This is a genomic window from Maribacter sp. Asnod1-A12 (assembly GCF_045063735.1).
Classification (GTDB): domain Bacteria; phylum Bacteroidota; class Bacteroidia; order Flavobacteriales; family Flavobacteriaceae; genus Maribacter.
In genome coordinates this window covers 1643499-1657772 of the sequence record NZ_JBEFNZ010000006.1, presented here as the reverse complement: position 1 = coordinate 1657772, position 14274 = coordinate 1643499, and the positions used below count along the sequence as shown (strand labels likewise).

The following is a 14274-nucleotide window of genomic DNA, read 5'->3' as shown; positions in this document are numbered from 1 at the left end:
CAATTTTTATGCGGAATAGCCATGTTCTTATATAATATAGATTTGATAAACGATTAAAATTTAGCCTCTAACAGTGATGTAAATTCAATAAAATCTAAAGTCTTTTTATGAGTAGCTTCTAAAACTACAGCTGGAGCAACACCTGCTTTATTAGCTTGTAACCATCGGGTAGCACATAAACACCATTTATCACCTGCCTTTAAGCCTGGGAATTTATACATAGGTATCGGAGTAATTAAATCATTGCCCTGCTGTTTAGAAAACTCTAAAAATTCTTTGGTCATAACAGCACATACTGTATGTGTACCACTATCTTCTAATTCTGTTTTACAAAAACCATCGCGATAAAAACCAGTTAATGGTTCGTAACAACAGGCGATTAAATCTGTACCTAAAACATTTAATGCCATAACTATGTTTTTATTCTATCTAATTTAGTTTTCAATATAAAAGATTTATTACTTTAAATATCATTCATTTTCAAATCGAATTAAAATCACAAATAATATCAAATTTATAATAGCATAAAACAAAGAAGGAAAAGCCAATAAGAACGGATCTTTAATCTTAATTCTTACAATAAAGCCAAAGACCATTAAAATTGACAATCCTAAACTTGCCATTACTGCCCAATTTTTGTAAAATATCCCTAAAAATAGTCCTACCGAACCTATAAGTTGAAGGAAACCTACTAGCACCCTAAACTTCTCTAGATCATACCTTTTAAACTCAAATACCATAAAGTTTGAGAACAAGCAACTTATTCCGAAAAAGATGAAAGAAACTGCTGAAAACAAAATTATAGCTTTAGTAATCAACATGTATTCTTTAAAATTGACAAATAACATATACAAGTTTAAAATATTTTGTTTAATTTTATTTCAAATATATTAAACAAAATGGATTATATCAATATTTTAGCCAAAGTAATTATCTTCATATCAATTATTAATGTGTGGGTTTTTCGTTTTAATAAGAAAACAATTTACCGAGGAGGCAATGCCTCTTCAATGAAAGAAGAGTTTGCCGCTTATGGACTTTCAGATACTACAATGTATATCATTGGAACCCTAAAAATACTTAGTGCCCTAGGTCTAATTGTCTCTATTTGGTTTCCTATATTAAGTTTGCCTTCCGCTGGTTTAATGGCAATACTAATGATTGGAGCCATTATAATGCACATAAAAATTAACGATTCACCAAAACAATCAATGCCTGCAGCAATATTTCTTGCATTGTCAATAGTTATTATAAGTCAAACCTTTATTTAGTTTGGTTAAATACAATTTTCAAAAGCATAAAGAGTAAAACTTATAAATATCGTTAAAATACAGAGATTTATATAATTTTACGTAACATTATACTCGAATTCCATACATATAAAAAAAGATTAGATGATGGGATATAGCGGGCAACCAATGAAAGTAATTAAAGCGAATAGGTCTTTACTTAAAAAAAGTAGAAGCTTTAGAGAATTACGTAAAGACTATATTGACTATTCACAAGAAACAAAATTACACTTTAAAGAGCGTACCGATGTTGAGCGTAAGGTAATACGTGACAAAATAAGAGCTCAAGCTAAAATAGATAGCATACAAGAAATTGGTATTTACATACTATCTTTTGCTATAGTATTAGGTGTATTTTATTCAATCTATTATTTTAAATAATAACGACACCTACAAACCCCACAGTTTAAACGGGTCTTTCGTTTCGGGTTCATCTTCTTTAGATTTTGAAAGAGGCTTGTCTACCATAACCTTGTATGTAGGATCTTCCATAACATTTACATCTATAATATCATCTGCAGCGGCTAATAAACGTATACAGTCATTACTCAAGTGACGTAAATGAACTTTTTTACCCACTTGAGCATAGCGTTCAGTAATCTTATTTAAAGCCTCTATACCGCTCATATCTGAAACACGACTTTCTTTGAAGTCTATTATCACCTCCCTTGGATCACCTTGCACATCAAATTTTTCATTAAAAAGCGTAGTTGAACCAAAGAATAAAGGACCATATATTTCATAATGCTTTACCCCGTTTTCATCTACATATTTTCTTGCTCTAATTCTCTTGGCACTTTCCCATGCAAATACCAATGCCGATATAATTACCCCTATTAATACCGCTAATGCCAAATTATGAAGTACTACGGTAATTAAAGTAACCAATATCATTACAAAAATATCTGACCTTGGCATTCTTCTTAAAGCCTTGAAACTTGCCCACTCAAATGTACCTACGGAAACCATTACCATAACACCTACCAAGGCAGCTATAGGTACCAATTCTATTACAGGTGCACCAAACAATATGATCAGTAATATGGTTAAGGCGGCAATGATACCAGATAATCTTGCCCTTGAACCTGCTGACAGGTTTACCAAAGTCTGTGCTATCATTGGGCAACCACCCATTCCACCAAAGAATCCGTTCAAAATATTCGCGCCTCCTTGTGCCAAACACTCTCTGTTACTGTTACCTTTTGTATTGGTAATCTCATCTACCAAGTTCAAGGTTAACAACCCTTCGGTAAGTCCTACCGCTGCCATTATTAATCCGTAAGGTAAAATGATCTTAAAGGCTTCCAGGGTAAAGGGAATAGTCGGGATATGAAAAGAAGGCAGAGATCCGCTAAGCGACTTCAATTTTTCTCCCGGTAACGTTTCTTGATTGATAATGTCTACTACCTGTTTGGTTTCTATATCTAAAAAATACACTATTAGAAAAACTACAATGATTCCTATCAATGAAGCCGGTACCGCTTTAGTAAGTTTAGGAACAAAAACGATTATTGCAATGGTAAACAGCACCAAGCCAACCATAGTATACAATGTTATACCTGTTAACCAAACCGCAGCATCGCCTACGCCAACTTTAAATTGATCCATTTGTGCCATAAAAATAATGATGGCCAAACCATTAACAAACCCAAACATTACAGGCTGAGGCACTAAGCGAATAAATTTTCCAAGCTTTAAAAAACCCACGATCAATTGAAAAACACCTGCCAAAGCAACTGCTGCAAAAACATATTCTAAACCATGAGAGTTCATTAATGCCATTAGCACAACAACCGTTGCCCCGGCACCACCAGAAATTAAACCTGGTCTTCCACCAAAAATCGCCGTAACCAAGCCCATGATAAAAGCACCATACAAACCTACTAATGGCGAAAACCCTGCAAGAATAGCAAACATCAATGATTCTGGAATCATTGTCATTGCAACCGTTAATCCTGCTAAAATTTCATTTTTGTAATCTACTTTCTGATTGAAATCGAAAATATTGAGGTACTTCTGCATGCCCGATGAATTTAAGGGCGCAAAAATAAGTCATATTTATTGCCCTCGCCACTAACTAGCAGATTATTACCATATTATCTCTCTACCAGTCTTTTAGCCCTAATAATTTCTCTCCTAAAGGTGATAATTTAGCAGTATCATATTTGGTTTGCTCCCATTTACGTGGGTCACCCGGAAATGCATACCCTTCTGGGGCTATTTTGTTCTTCCAAGAATTGACTCTCCAATGACGCATTTCTTCATTTTCAGGCTCTGCTGGCATCATTGAAATATACTGCGCTATACGAACTTTATCTTTTGATTTATTGGGTCTTATACCATGAGGTTCTGTACTATTGAAAATTAACAGATCACCTGCCTTCATTTTCACTTTTACTATTTTATCTTCCAAACCATCTAACGAAGGCTGAAAGCGATCTCTATCTTCTGGTTGTGTCAATTTCCAAGAATCGTAATTACGGTATAACCAAGGTATACATTGAAAGCCTCCAATATTCCCGTCATCTTGGTCAGCTAATGCCAATACTCCTTGTACATTTTGTGGCTTGGTCTCAGGGTCATAATCCCAATGAATGAATCCTTTCTTATCTACCCCTGGTGGTAACGGGAAATTTAAATTTGCCCTATCTATTGTCAACCAAAGTTTTTCTGTTCCCCAAACATCTACAAAAGCATCATATACTCTTTGGGTTTGTCTATTGTTCCATAAATGTTGATGGTTGTAAACCTCAACCATACCTGTACCTTTCAACTCTTTCATTTGCATTTCTGCTCTTGGTGGTGCATACCACGTTGAAGAATCTGCAGGACTCTTTTCATCAAACTCCCAAAGAAAATCTGTCGTAGCTTTTGCTTGCTCTAAGGGTACTGCATTCTTTATTACGATATATCCATTTTCCATCCAGAATTTCCAATCTTTCTCGCTGAGTACACGAAGTGGTTTACCGTTAGATCGATCATTCAATTTTTGCTTACTGCTTGTTGCCGTTGACGGATTTCCAGGTATTTCTTTATGCGCTTTATTACCTTGTTCAACCTTATTGTTTATTTGCTGCATAGTACATTAATTTTAAGTTGTTGTATAAAGCAAAACTACTGAGGGTAAGCATTTTGAGCTACCGTAATATTGACCTAAATTTGAACAATATTGATTTTATAGCTACTCCATATAGAATTTATATGCAATTTTGTTACATTTAGCCCATGAAGATTGAACTAGAAACCATTGATCCCGCATCTAAAAGTCCGTTCAGACTATTGCATGACCCCAAGTTGAGCCATCTATTTTATTGGCATTTTCATCCTGAATATGAAATCGTTTATATTGAAGGTGCTAATGGAACAAGACATGTAGGCGATCATATTTCTGAATACGAAGAAACCGATTTGGTTCTTATAGGATCTAACATACCACATTTAAATTTCGATTACGGAGTAAAGACTTCCTACAGAGAAGAAGTCTTACACATTAAACCTTCTTTTAAGAGCACTTTTGTAGATCCTATACCTGAATTAAAAAATTTAAATAGACTATTAGATCTTTCTAGATACGGCATTGCTTTTCACGGAGAAACTAAAAAAGTGGTAGGTGAATTACTAAAGGAACTACATACCCTAAAACCTTTTGAATATTTTATGGCAATCATGAATATTCTTAAAAGACTTTCTCAAAGTAATGAGTTTGAATTACTACACAAGAAACCTTATAAGAATAAATACAGTAAAAAGGAGCAAAGTAGAATTCGTGATATTTATGCCTTGATCGATGAACGCTACCAAGGTAAAATATCGGTTGATGAGGTCGCTAAATTCTGTAATTTAACCAAGCCTGCTTTTTGTCGCTATTTTAAAAAAGCCACGGGTAGTACTTTTGTAGAGTTTTTAAATCAATATCGTATCAGTCAATCTAAACGTTTATTGCTTACTGGTAAGAATGTAAGCGAAACATGTTTTGAATGCGGATTTGAAAGCCTCTCCTACTTCAACAGGACCTTTAAGAAAGTAACAGGGGAAAATCCATCAGCATTTAAAAAGAGATTGCAGCGCGATTAAATGAACTAGAACTCTATGTAATAGAGGAAACAATTAAAACGAGATACTGTTATTTTTAGAGGAGTACATTTTTAACTTGAATCCATACTTTAAATGGACCAGGTAAAACTTCTAAAATTTAACTATGGAAATTTTTGACCCGCTTTCACTAAAAACCGTTTTGCAAATATGTGTAGCTGCGGTTTTTATCTATTTATACATGATGTTCATTACACGCGTAACAGGCAAAAGAACATTCGCTAAAATGACCAGTTTTGATTTTGCAGTTACTATTGCCATGGGATCTATCTTAGCCGATGCGGTGAACAAACCAGTTTCAAGCTTAATGCCCGCAATGGTTTCTATAGCATTACTTGCGGGTCTACAAGCTTTATTCGCTAAGCTGTTATCATCGTCTGATGCAGCACAAAAAGTAATAACCAATAGCCCAATTCTTCTAATGAAAAATGGTGCTATTTTAAAAGAAAATTTAAACAAAGCATTGGTAAGCAAAGCAGACCTTATGGGAAAACTTAGAGAGGCAAATGTTTTACAATTGTCGCAAGTAAAAGCCGTTATTTTTGAAACTACTGGAGATATATCGGTTCTTCACACAGATAAGCCTATCGATATTGATACTGTTATTGTAGAAGACGTTAAATCTACCGTATAAAAAATGCCCTACTACAAATAGGGCACTTTTGAGACAATCAACCTAAAAACTATTTTGCCTTCTTTCGTTCTACGTTCATCGTAGGATTAGAAGTTTTACTTCTTTTTTTACTCTCATCGTATCCATTACCCGATTTTAAATATTCAATATACCCCCTACCTTTAAATTCATAAGTAGTTCCACTATCTGGGTGATATAGCTCTATAGTACCATCGTTTATAACATATAATTCAAAGTAGTCATTGCCAAAAAAATCATAGTCTAGAGTCAGTGTTTTTAAAGAATTATCACCTTGTACATTATACACCTGATAGTCTCCCTCAAAATCCCATTGAAGATTAGATATGCCAGTATTGGGCGCATCTAATGAAGACCTAAAAAAGCTAGGTAAAAATTGCAAATAATTCTCATTATCGAAATCATTTAATGCCCCTGCGTTACTAGTATATATTTTTTCCCATGCGTCATATTCCTGTAATAAATAGTTGATATTATCGTAAAATACCATGTCATAATCAAAATTATTAGTCTGGTAACCATTCAAGTAATATGAAGTATCGCTGCTTGAATCATACAATTCAATAGTGTTATTATTTACTGCATATACCTCTAAAAACCAAGACCCGTCAATATCATGAGCAATATCTACTGTTCCCCTAAGTGTACCATAAGTACCTACATCAATACCATAGCCACCACCTGTTTTACCAATACCAACAATATTATTATTTGCATAAAACACTCCGCGATCAAAAGAAACTGTAAATGCCCTTTGTAAAAAAGGCACTTCACCATTACCTCTAATAGCATTAATATCTACATACCATATATCATAACTTTGTAATACTTGGTCTGTGTTAAAGGCCGACTCTTCTATAAAATCATCTTCAATAATTACTTCTGTATAGCAAGAAACCATTAAAGTTGTCAATAGGAAATATCCCGCAAGTAGTTTTAGTGTTTTCATAAGATTTCATTTAATTGGTTATCTACCTAGAAACAATCTCCATGCCAAAATTTTTATAAGACGGATTCTAATCATATGTTGACCATACAAATAATTGGTAAATTTACACCATGAACGATAATGTGAAATTTGCGGTTTTAGGTGGTGGAAGTTGGGCAACGGCTATAGTTAAAATGTTGACCAATAACCAAGAAAAAGTTGGTTGGTATATGCGTAATACCGATGCTATTGAGCACATTAAAACTCAAAAACACAACCCAAATTATCTTACTTCTGTAGAGTTTAAGACTGAACAATTGATGTTGACAAGCGATATTAACGAAGCTGTTAATTATGCTGATGTTTTAATTTTTGCAATACCTTCTGCTTTTTTGGTGGGAGAATTAGAAAAACTAACGGTTTCATTAAAGGATAAAATTATCTTTTCTGCAATTAAAGGTATCGTACCAGAATCTGGATTGATAGTAGGCGAGCATTTTCATAATACGTATGAAATCCCTTTTGAAAACATTGGTGTTATTACCGGTCCCTGTCATGCTGAAGAAGTGGCTATGGAACGATTATCTTATTTAACCATTGCTTGCGCAGATACTGAAAAGGCAGAATTGGTTGCCGATAATCTTGCCAGTAATTATATTAAAACCAGCATTAGTAAAGATATTATTGGTACTGAATATGCTGCTATGCTAAAAAATATATATGCTATAGCGGCGGGTATTGCCCACGGATTAGGTTATGGAGATAACTTTCAGAGTGTATTAATGAGTAATGCCATTCGTGAGATGAAACGATATACCAAACGTATTCACAAAATAGACCGTAACATTAATAAATCTGCTTATTTAGGTGATTTATTAGTAACCGGTTATTCTATTTTTAGCCGAAACAGAATGTTTGGAAATATGATCGGTAAAGGGTACACTGTAAAAAGTGCGCAGATGGAAATGAGTATGATTGCAGAAGGATATTATGCCGCCAAAAGTGCTTATAACATAAAAGAGAACTTTACAAAAAAGGTCAAAACTCCTATCATTGACGCTGTTTATAAAGTTCTCTATGAAAACAAGAATCCTAAAAAGGTGTTTCTTGATTTAACCGATCAATTAGATTAACGTCTTTCTAATGAGAAATCTGAATGTTCTTTTAATTCTTCATTCAAGGTTGTTCTCCATTCTTCAACTACGTCATCCGTTACTTTGAACCTATTCTGAAACTCTGCCATCAGCGGTTCCATTAGCGTTCTAATACTATCTATATCAAAATATAGCCTACCGGTTCTTCTAATGAAGAAATCCATAGGGGTTTGCACCATTTCATAATCAATACCGAAAGCCAATTCTGCTTTAGCTAAACGCACATATTTATCCGCTTCTACAATACCCTTATAATTTTCAAGAATTGTCTCTGTTTGCTTACCATAGTTGGTCACTAAAAACCAAGCATCGTGTTTTGTAAAACCATCCTTTTTAATTTGGTCATACACCTCATCAATGTATTTTTTTACATGCTTGAATTTCTTGAAATCTACATTTCCACATAGAAATATTTTCTCTGTGTAACATTCTTTTAATTCGGTATCGTAATCCTCTTCCATCTTCTTGGCAATACGATCCACTACTCTTTCTGCCATTTTACGGTAACCTGTTAACTTACCACCCGCAATACTGATTAAGCCTGTATCTGAAACAAAAATCTCATCTTTTCTAGATAGTTCTGAAGCAGATTTACCTTCCTCGTGAATTAGTGGGCGCAGACCTGCCCATGAAGAAACAATATCTTCTAGCTCAAGATTAATATCAGGAAACATATTATTAACCGCAGAAATTAAATAAATAGCATCTGCAAGATCTGTTTTCACCTTGTTCTTATTATCATTATAATTGGTATCTGTTGTACCTACATAAGTGATTTTACCTCTTGGTATGGCGAACATCATTCTACCATCTGGTATGTCAAAATAACAAGACTGCTTAACAGGCAATTTTTCATACGGAAATACTAAATGCACCCCTTTGGTCAAATGAAGCTGTTTCCCTTTTTTAGAATTATTTAGGCTTCTTAACTCATCTACCCATGGGCCAGCTGCACTAATGACGTATTTAGATTTAATGGAAAATTCTTTACCCGTAACCGTATCAATTGCTTTAACACCGGCAACTTTATCCTTTTCATATACAAACTCATTCACCTTTGCATAGTTCAATGCCTGAGCACCGAACAAAAGACTAGTCTTTATATTTTCTATGGTTAAACGCGCATCATCTGTTCTATATTCCGCATAATAACCAGCACCGTTCAAAATCTTCTTTGGTAATAAAGGTTCCAATTTTAAGGCTTCTTTTTTTTCTAGCATTTTTCGCTTATCATCACCTGTAACCTGAGCAAGAATATCATATACCTTAAGACCAATAGATGTTAACCATTTACCGTAAGAACCATTTTCTATTAATGGCAATAACATTTTTTCCGGCAATACTAAATGAGGAGCCAATTTGTGAACAATGGCACGTTCAGACCCTACTTCTTTTACCAACCAAAAATCGAACTGTTTTAAATATCGCAATCCACCATGTATTAGCTTGGTAGATTTACTACTGGTACCAGAGGCAAAATCCCCTTTTTCCAATACGGCTACTTTTAAACCACGTGATGCAGCATCTAATGCAATACCGCCACCGGTAATTCCCCCTCCTATAACCACCAAATCAAAATCTTGTGATTTTAAATTATCAATTTTTTTTTGACGTTCTAAATTGGTGAATTTTATATTTTTCATCGGTAGATGTCTATTTTAATTTAAAGCGAATGTATAGTCAGAACTTAGGTATAACCTAACTTATTTTAGCAAAGATATACCGAGTTATATGCTATTCTATGCTCTAAAAAATTATTAAATTGTAAAATCGGTGATTATACTATTCCTCATCTTCCCAACCTTTTGATCTTTCCACAGCTTTCTGCCATTTTTTGTACAAACGTTTTCTTTTAACTCTATCAAAAGTTGGTTTAAAAATTCGGTCCATTGGTCGACTTTCATCAATATCGGATTGCTGCCAGAAACCAACCTGTATTCCTGCAAGAAATGCAGCACCCATAGCGGTAGATTCAATAATTTCTGGTCGGTGTACTTCAGAATCTAAAATATCTGCCTGAAATTGCATTAAATGATTATTTGCACATGCACCGCCATCCACTCTTAAATTTTTAAGCTGAATACCAGAATCATCTTCCATAGCCTTTAAAATATCTTTAGTCTGATATGCCAGCGCTTCTAAAGTTGCCTTTGCCAAATGTGCTTTTCCCGTATCTCTTGTTAATCCAAAAACTGCTCCTCTAGCGTACATATCCCAATAAGGCGCACCTAAACCTGCGAATGCGGGAACTACATAAACCGGATTCTCTCCTTCTATAGAATTTGCAAGTTCTTCGGTTTCCTGTGCATCTTCAATTAGTTCTAAACCATCTCTTAGCCACTGTATTGCCGCCCCTGCAATAAAAATACTACCCTCTAATGCATAATTAATCTTACCATCTAAACCATAAGCTATAGTGGTTAAAAGTCCGTTTTTAGAAAATTGTGGTTTTTCTCCGGTATTCATTAGCATAAAACAACCGGTACCATACGTATTTTTTGCAGACCCTTTCTTAAAACAAGCTTGCCCAAATAATGCTGCTTGCTGATCACCTGCAATACCAGCAATTGGTATTTTAACTCCATTAAACTCATAATCCCCAAAATCTGCAGCAGATGGTTTTACTTCTGGCAACATCGTTTTTGGTATATCTAATGCTTTCAACATTTTATCATCCCATTTCAGATTTACAATATCATAAATCATTGTACGCGATGCATTGGTATAGTCGGTTACATGATTATGGTCTTTCGTCATATTCCAGACCAACCAAGTATCAACCGTACCCATTAGTAAATTTCCTGCTTCGGCTTTCTCTTTGGCTCCTTCAACATTATTTATTATCCATTTCACCTTGGTACCCGAAAAATAAGAGTCAATTACCAACCCTGTTGTTTTCTTTACATGCTCTGTAAGTCCTGTTTTCTTTAGATGCTCACAAATATCTGCTGTACGCTTGTCTTGCCAAACAATGGCATTATATACAGGTTCACCTGTGTTTTTATCCCAAACAACTGTAGTTTCCCGCTGGTTGGTAATACCTATACCGACGATTTCAATCGGCTTTACTTTTTCTTTTTCAAGCAGCTCTTTTAACACGGCCATTTGTGAAGATAAAATTTCTTTCGGGTCATGTTCTACCCAACCCGATTTAGGAAAAATTTGTTTAAATTCTTTTTGGACCATCGCCTTAATGGTACCGTCATGGTCTACCAACAGAGCTCTAGAGCTAGTTGTTCCCTGATCTAATGATATTACAAATTGCCTTGACATGCGCTTTAAGTTATTTCCTTAAATATAGCAGAATTAAAGCTGATTGCAAAGCAGTGAATATTCTAGAGATTAGAAGACTTAATGGTTTTTATTAAAACTATATTCTCTTTCTACCAAGCAAATACGAACAGTATAAGAATCATACCATTCGGCAACACCTTGTTTTTGAGCTAATACATGATCTGCCTGCTGTTTCCATTCATGAATTGCATTTAAACTCTCCCAATAACTTACTGTAATTCCTATTTGTTCTCGCGCACTTTCAACACCTATAAAACCAGGTTGCTTTATGGCCAATAGCTCCATAAATTCAGCCATTTTGCCATATCCATTATCACCTGTTGTTCTAGTAGAAGTGAAAATAACAGCGTAATAAGGCTTTTTCATAGTTTATTGAATAAACTCTTTTTCTACAAAATAGTTGACAATTGCTTCTTTCATAAGAACCGTTTGCTCTCCGGCTTTCAAAGAAGGTAATTCTTCCATTACATTATAATGAGGCCAGCCGTCTTCATCGAAAAAACTGAATTCATAAAATCCGTATGGCTCTAAAAGACGACAAATAGCAATATGCATTAAGTCTAACTTATCATCCTTTTTATATTTTCTATGGTACTGCCCTAATTCTTGAACTCCTACCAAATAAATTATGGCATCTAATTCTAGAGGATCGCCATCAGAAAACTTTGTTGAAAGCTTTTCTACCAAAAAATTCCATCGTTCTTTTAATTGTGTATCCCTAGCCATATAATTTCCTTCAATCTCATCTATGATATAGACCTTGCAAAGGTACAAATCAAAGTTCTATATTTGTTAAAACACTTTAGGAATGGGACTTTTAGATATTTTACTAGGATTACCTTTAATATGGGGTCTATGGAAAGGATATAAAAACGGACTTTTCATGGAAATTGCATCTATTGTGGCACTAGTCGCCGGAATTTTTGGAGCAATTCATTTTTCATATATCACAGGAGAATATTTATCTGAGCATTTGAATTGGGATGAACGGAATATGAGTATCATTGCCTTTATAATTACATTCGTACTGATTATTATTATCGTCAATTTAGTTGGAAAACTATTAACTAAGGTCGCTAATTTTGCCATGCTAGGCTCTTTAAATAAAATTGCAGGGGGTATTTTCGGTGCTTTGAAAGTCGCGATTTTATTAGGAGCCGCTTTCATATTTTTCGACCGTATAGATACAACCTTTAATTTAATTACTGTAGAGACTAAAGAGAAATCTATTCTATATCAACCTATTAAAGATATTGGAGCCTTAATTTTTGATACTGTTCTAATTGTTGAAACCCCTTCAATTCAGGAATCAGAGGATTCTATAATCATATAATTGTATTGTTCACTAATCTTACTTTTTGCACACTTTATCGAATAAGTATTTTTGTCACCGTACTGCGTTTAATTTTTCAATAATATTACTACATCGATAACCCAAATCGATTACGAGAGCTTAGAACACTCTTAACTTTTTACCTACTGCGCTACGCCGAAAGGCTACACAATTAAAAGACACTTATATGAAAATGAGATTGCTTTTTGCGGTCCCTGTCTTTTTATTACTTTTTCTTAGTTCTTGCACCAGCGAATCTATAGACGACACGCCGGTTCTCGAAGCTGAAAATGTTATAACTATAGAACAGGACCTACTAGACATTGTAAATGCGCACAGGTTAAGTTTAAATACTAATACATTAACTTTTAGTGATGTAGCCTATAAATATGCTAACCTTCATACTGATTATATGATTTCTGAAGGTAGTATAAGCCACGATAATTTTAGCTCAAGAGCATCTAACATTGATTCTGAAATAAGTGTTGAAATGGTTGCTGAAAATGTTGCCAAAGATTACGGCACGGCTTTAGAAGCTTTTGAAGGATGGTATATTAGTAGTAGCCACAAAAAAACAATGGAAGGCGATTTTACACACACTGGTATTAGCGTTAAAAAAGACGACTTAGGAAATTACTATTTTACACAACTTTTTTTCAAGCAATAAACCGATTTCATATTACTTTATTAAGTGTTATTTGGACTCTAGATTAACTCAAATAAGTTGATAGGTTTCCTTATGTAGATGAAATGGAAAAAATTATATAAAATGCATTTTTCTACGTTGTAATCTTACGTGTATTTTATCGATGAGCCTGAATTTCACTATTAGTGGTAGCTTAACGAGAAATTCAGTCCCTCTGTAGATGTTATTCTTCCTGCAGGAACTAACGAAACTATTTTTGACGTTCACAAAAATAGTTTCCCTTTATGAAATCCACCTTCATTTATTTCGCTTTAATCTTAGTCTTTTTAACATCCTGTTCAAGATACGAGAACTTTGCAGGATATGAAGACACTTCAGAAGATTCTCTTTTACAATTTACTTTAGCTTCGTCAAAATCACATAGTACAATGGAGGCTGAACTTTTCAGAATGATCAATGATCATAGATTAAGTTTAGATTTAAATGAACTTGAGTTTGAAAGCACTACATATTACTATGCAAGCTTGCATACCAGTTATATGATTTCTAAAGGCATTACTAGTCATGATATGTTCACTAAACGTGCAGAGAATATTTCATACAGAACCGATGCCATTTTTGTTGCAGAAAATGTAGCAAGAAATTATGACACAATTGAAGATGCGTATAATGCATGGCTAGATAGCACTGGGCATAAAAAAAATATTGAAGGAGATTTTAATTATTCAGCCATAAGTATTGTCGAGAATAGCAATGGTGATTTTTATTTTACCCAAATATTCGTAAAACAGTAAAAGTGATTATATATCTTTTTACAAAAGCCTTTGCAACCCAAAGGCTTTTTTTATGCTTACCTTTTAGGTGAAAAATAATCATTTCTTTAACT

At 34.2% G+C, this 14274-nt stretch carries 17 protein-coding genes; 8 read left to right on the top strand and 9 right to left on the bottom strand.

The genetic code is table 11. The features are described from left to right. Window positions 1–53 precede the first annotated feature (53 nt). Together ACJJVP_RS07030 and ACJJVP_RS07025 are read right to left on the bottom strand one after the other, a co-directional pair. Window positions 54–410 carry a DUF2237 family protein gene (locus tag ACJJVP_RS07030; protein WP_405412096.1) on the bottom strand — a complete coding sequence of 119 codons (357 nt, stop codon included), beginning with the start codon at window positions 408–410 and terminating at the stop codon, window positions 54–56. Between the two features lie 60 nt (window positions 411–470). Then, entirely contained in the window at window positions 471–821 is a 351-nt protein-coding gene (locus ACJJVP_RS07025; protein ID WP_405412094.1) for a DoxX family protein, read from the bottom strand. 78 nt (window positions 822–899) lie between these two features. On the opposite strand from ACJJVP_RS07025, the gene ACJJVP_RS07020 reads away from it, so the two are divergent. Both ACJJVP_RS07020 and ACJJVP_RS07015 read left to right on the top strand, forming a co-directional pair. Then, window positions 900–1271 (top strand): DoxX family protein, encoded by a 372-nt coding sequence (locus ACJJVP_RS07020; protein ID WP_405412092.1) that lies wholly within the window; start codon window positions 900–902, stop codon window positions 1269–1271. 123 nt (window positions 1272–1394) lie between these two features. After that, window positions 1395–1670 (top strand): hypothetical protein, encoded by a 276-nt coding sequence (locus ACJJVP_RS07015; protein WP_405412091.1) that lies wholly within the window; start codon window positions 1395–1397, stop codon window positions 1668–1670. A 9-nt stretch (window positions 1671–1679) separates the two neighbouring features. Here ACJJVP_RS07015 and ACJJVP_RS07010 read toward each other — a convergent pair whose 3' ends face one another. Together ACJJVP_RS07010 and ACJJVP_RS07005 are read right to left on the bottom strand one after the other, a co-directional pair. Then, window positions 1680–3311 carry a SulP family inorganic anion transporter gene (locus ACJJVP_RS07010; RefSeq protein ID WP_405412090.1) on the bottom strand — a complete coding sequence of 544 codons (1632 nt, stop codon included), beginning with the start codon at window positions 3309–3311 and terminating at the stop codon, window positions 1680–1682. An 82-nt stretch (window positions 3312–3393) separates the two neighbouring features. Continuing rightward, window positions 3394–4368, bottom strand: a complete 975-nt coding sequence (locus tag ACJJVP_RS07005; protein ID WP_405412088.1) for a phytanoyl-CoA dioxygenase family protein — start codon at window positions 4366–4368, stop codon at window positions 3394–3396. A 146-nt stretch (window positions 4369–4514) separates the two neighbouring features. On the opposite strand from ACJJVP_RS07005, the gene ACJJVP_RS07000 reads away from it, so the two are divergent. Together ACJJVP_RS07000 and ACJJVP_RS06995 are read left to right on the top strand one after the other, a co-directional pair. Beyond that, window positions 4515–5363, top strand: a complete 849-nt coding sequence (locus tag ACJJVP_RS07000; protein WP_405412086.1) for a helix-turn-helix domain-containing protein — start codon at window positions 4515–4517, stop codon at window positions 5361–5363. Between the two features lie 124 nt (window positions 5364–5487). Continuing rightward, the gene (locus ACJJVP_RS06995) at window positions 5488–6015 is read left to right on the top strand and encodes a DUF421 domain-containing protein (RefSeq protein ID WP_405412084.1); all 528 of its coding nucleotides are present in this window, start codon (window positions 5488–5490) and stop codon (window positions 6013–6015) included. A 49-nt stretch (window positions 6016–6064) separates the two neighbouring features. Here ACJJVP_RS06995 and ACJJVP_RS06990 read toward each other — a convergent pair whose 3' ends face one another. Beyond that, window positions 6065–6982: a nicotinic acid mononucleotide adenyltransferase gene (locus ACJJVP_RS06990; protein ID WP_405412081.1), complete on the bottom strand. Its 918-nt coding sequence runs from the start codon at window positions 6980–6982 to the stop codon at window positions 6065–6067. 110 nt (window positions 6983–7092) lie between these two features. Here ACJJVP_RS06990 and ACJJVP_RS06985 point away from each other — a divergent pair, with 110 nt between their 5' ends. Continuing rightward, window positions 7093–8094, top strand: coding sequence for an NAD(P)H-dependent glycerol-3-phosphate dehydrogenase (locus ACJJVP_RS06985; protein WP_405412079.1), 1002 nt, complete (start codon window positions 7093–7095; stop codon window positions 8092–8094). Here ACJJVP_RS06985 and ACJJVP_RS06980 read toward each other — a convergent pair. The 4 genes from ACJJVP_RS06980 to ACJJVP_RS06965 all read right to left on the bottom strand — a co-directional run bounded on the left by ACJJVP_RS06980 (window position 8091) and on the right by ACJJVP_RS06965 (window position 12135). Next, window positions 8091–9758, bottom strand: coding sequence for a glycerol-3-phosphate dehydrogenase/oxidase (locus ACJJVP_RS06980; RefSeq protein ID WP_405412077.1), 1668 nt, complete (start codon window positions 9756–9758; stop codon window positions 8091–8093). The two genes, ACJJVP_RS06985 and ACJJVP_RS06980, sit on opposite strands and share 4 nt — an antisense overlap. Window positions 9759–9897: 139 nt before the next feature. Beyond that, the gene (gene glpK / locus ACJJVP_RS06975; RefSeq protein WP_405412075.1) at window positions 9898–11388 is read right to left on the bottom strand and encodes a glycerol kinase GlpK; all 1491 of its coding nucleotides are present in this window, start codon (window positions 11386–11388) and stop codon (window positions 9898–9900) included. Window positions 11389–11466: 78 nt separating this feature from the next. Beyond that, window positions 11467–11775 (bottom strand): antibiotic biosynthesis monooxygenase family protein, encoded by a 309-nt coding sequence (locus tag ACJJVP_RS06970; RefSeq protein ID WP_405412073.1) that lies wholly within the window; start codon window positions 11773–11775, stop codon window positions 11467–11469. A 3-nt stretch (window positions 11776–11778) separates the two neighbouring features. Then, complete coding sequence (locus tag ACJJVP_RS06965) at window positions 11779–12135, bottom strand: hypothetical protein (protein ID WP_405412071.1); 357 nt, start codon at window positions 12133–12135, stop codon at window positions 11779–11781. 82 nt (window positions 12136–12217) lie between these two features. On the opposite strand from ACJJVP_RS06965, the gene ACJJVP_RS06960 reads away from it, so the two are divergent. The 3 genes from ACJJVP_RS06960 to ACJJVP_RS06950 all read left to right on the top strand — a co-directional run bounded on the left by ACJJVP_RS06960 (window position 12218) and on the right by ACJJVP_RS06950 (window position 14182). Further along, window positions 12218–12742: a CvpA family protein gene (locus ACJJVP_RS06960; RefSeq protein ID WP_405412070.1), complete on the top strand. Its 525-nt coding sequence runs from the start codon at window positions 12218–12220 to the stop codon at window positions 12740–12742. Window positions 12743–12929: 187 nt separating this feature from the next. Continuing rightward, window positions 12930–13409: a CAP domain-containing protein gene (locus ACJJVP_RS06955; RefSeq protein WP_405412068.1), complete on the top strand. Its 480-nt coding sequence runs from the start codon at window positions 12930–12932 to the stop codon at window positions 13407–13409. Between the two features lie 263 nt (window positions 13410–13672). Next, a complete protein-coding gene (locus tag ACJJVP_RS06950; protein ID WP_405412065.1) occupies window positions 13673–14182 on the top strand; it encodes a CAP domain-containing protein in 510 nt (169 codons plus the stop codon). Window positions 14183–14274: the final 92 nt, after the last annotated feature.

Excerpts from the sequence above, each read along its gene's own strand:
- ACJJVP_RS07010 (WP_405412090.1), bottom strand. The coding sequence starts at position 3,311 with ATGCAGAAGTACCTCAATATTTTCGATTTCAATCAGAAAGTAGATTAC.
- ACJJVP_RS07025 (WP_405412094.1), bottom strand. The coding sequence starts at position 821 with ATGTTGATTACTAAAGCTATAATTTTGTTTTCAGCAGTTTCTTTCATC.
- ACJJVP_RS07030 (WP_405412096.1), bottom strand. The coding sequence starts at position 410 with ATGGCATTAAATGTTTTAGGTACAGATTTAATCGCCTGTTGTTACGAA.
- ACJJVP_RS06980 (WP_405412077.1), bottom strand. The coding sequence starts at position 9,758 with ATGAAAAATATAAAATTCACCAATTTAGAACGTCAAAAAAAAATTGAT.
- ACJJVP_RS07020 (WP_405412092.1), top strand. The coding sequence starts at position 900 with ATGGATTATATCAATATTTTAGCCAAAGTAATTATCTTCATATCAATT.
- ACJJVP_RS06995 (WP_405412084.1), top strand. The coding sequence starts at position 5,488 with ATGGAAATTTTTGACCCGCTTTCACTAAAAACCGTTTTGCAAATATGT.
- ACJJVP_RS07000 (WP_405412086.1), top strand. The coding sequence starts at position 4,515 with ATGAAGATTGAACTAGAAACCATTGATCCCGCATCTAAAAGTCCGTTC.
- ACJJVP_RS07015 (WP_405412091.1), top strand. The coding sequence starts at position 1,395 with ATGATGGGATATAGCGGGCAACCAATGAAAGTAATTAAAGCGAATAGG.
- ACJJVP_RS06965 (WP_405412071.1), bottom strand. The coding sequence starts at position 12,135 with ATGGCTAGGGATACACAATTAAAAGAACGATGGAATTTTTTGGTAGAA.
- ACJJVP_RS06985 (WP_405412079.1), top strand. The coding sequence starts at position 7,093 with ATGAACGATAATGTGAAATTTGCGGTTTTAGGTGGTGGAAGTTGGGCA.
- ACJJVP_RS06950 (WP_405412065.1), top strand. The coding sequence starts at position 13,673 with ATGAAATCCACCTTCATTTATTTCGCTTTAATCTTAGTCTTTTTAACA.
- ACJJVP_RS07005 (WP_405412088.1), bottom strand. The coding sequence starts at position 4,368 with ATGCAGCAAATAAACAATAAGGTTGAACAAGGTAATAAAGCGCATAAA.
- ACJJVP_RS06955 (WP_405412068.1), top strand. The coding sequence starts at position 12,930 with ATGAAAATGAGATTGCTTTTTGCGGTCCCTGTCTTTTTATTACTTTTT.
- ACJJVP_RS06990 (WP_405412081.1), bottom strand. The coding sequence starts at position 6,982 with ATGAAAACACTAAAACTACTTGCGGGATATTTCCTATTGACAACTTTA.
- ACJJVP_RS06960 (WP_405412070.1), top strand. The coding sequence starts at position 12,218 with ATGGGACTTTTAGATATTTTACTAGGATTACCTTTAATATGGGGTCTA.
- glpK (WP_405412075.1), bottom strand. The coding sequence starts at position 11,388 with ATGTCAAGGCAATTTGTAATATCATTAGATCAGGGAACAACTAGCTCT.
- ACJJVP_RS06970 (WP_405412073.1), bottom strand. The coding sequence starts at position 11,775 with ATGAAAAAGCCTTATTACGCTGTTATTTTCACTTCTACTAGAACAACA.